This is a genomic window from Amycolatopsis rubida, from assembly GCF_900115345.1.
Taxonomy (GTDB): Bacteria; Actinomycetota; Actinomycetes; order Mycobacteriales; family Pseudonocardiaceae; genus Amycolatopsis; species Amycolatopsis rubida.
In genome coordinates, this window is sequence record NZ_FOWC01000042.1 from 1 (window position 1) to 1,424 (window position 1,424).

Below are 1,424 nucleotides of genomic sequence, written 5' to 3' on the forward strand. Positions count from 1 at the left end.
ACTCCAGCTGTAGTTCGTGATCTTGCTGGAGGGGGTTGGTGAGATGGGTGCGGCCACCGCGTGATCATGGGTGTTTGTGAGGACAACTCAAGATCGTGTGGTGGCCGCGGCTGCCAGCGTAGACCCTGCGGGGTGGCAGTCGCTGCTGGGTGAGATGTTGCTGCGGGTCGGGCACCGGTTCGTGCGGGTGGAGTCGCGTCGGCGGGCTGGGCGGTTCGTGCAGGGGCTGTTGGCCGGGCTGGCGCGGGTGAACTGCTGGACCGTCGCTGAGGCAGTCGGGGACCGGACCCCGGATGGGATGCAGAATCTGCTCTCGCGCGCGGCCTGGGACGCCGACGGGGTCCGCGACGACCTGCGCGAGGTCGTAGTCGAGCAGCTGGGCGACCGGGATGCGATGCTGGTCATCGACGAGACCGGCGACCTGAAGAAGGGCGTCGAGTCGGTCGGGGTGCAGCGGCGATACACCGGCACCGCGGGCCGGATCGAGAACTCGCAGATGTCGGTGTTCCTGGTGTATTCCACCCCGGCCGGGCACACGTTCATCGACCGCGAGCTCTACCTGCCCGAAAGCTGGGCCGGGGACCAGACGCGGCGGGAACGAGCCGGCGTGCCCGCGCATAACCTGTTCACCACGAAATCCCGGCTCGCGTTGGCCATGATCACCCGGGCGCTGGAGGCAGGCGTGAAGGTGGGATGGGTGACCGGCGACGAGGCTTACGGCAAAGACGCCGCCGGCTTGCGGGATCCGGTCGAGGCCCGCGACCAGGCCTATGTGCTGGCCGTGGCCTGTGACCACCGCATTCCCGGGGCCGGCGGGGAGAATGCCAGAGCCGATGAGCGGGCCGCCGCGCTGCCGAAGCGGGCCTGGCAGAAGCTCTCTGCCGGGGCGGGCGCGAAAGGCCGGCGCTCCTGCCTGTGGGCCCGCATCCGGCTGCGCCTGGCAGGCAAGACCGGGTATCACTGGATGCTGATGCGCCGCAACCGACGCACCGGGGACACGGCGTTCTACCGCTGCTACAGCCCGCGCCCGGCGTCGCTTGCCGAGCTCGCGCGGGTCGCCGGGCGACGCTGGACGATCGAGGAGACCTTCCAGACCGGCAAAGAACTCACCGGCCTCGACCAGCACCAGGTCCGCACTTGGACCTCCTGGTATCGCTGGACCACCCTGGTGATGCTCGCGCACGCCTTCCTCGCCATCGCCGCAGCCCACACCCGCGACACACCACCACCCGAGGGCCTGATCCCGTTGACACGCAACGAGATCAGGCACCTCTATGCCCAGCTCACACTCCAACCTGCCCGCCGCGCCGCCGACGTCCTGACCTGGTCCGCCTGGCGCCGACGACACCAGCACCAAGCCCGCCAAAGCCACTACCAGCGACGACACCAGCAACCAGCGCCCAATCACGAACTACAGCTGGAGT

1 protein-coding gene is annotated in these 1,424 nt (G+C 69.0%); it reads left to right on the forward strand.

Annotated elements, in window-relative coordinates:
• Nucleotides 1-154: 154 nt before the first annotated feature.
• The coding region (locus BM362_RS46025) for an IS701 family transposase (protein WP_093577425.1) at nucleotides 155-1,424 on the forward strand (1,270 nt) is incomplete at its 3' end.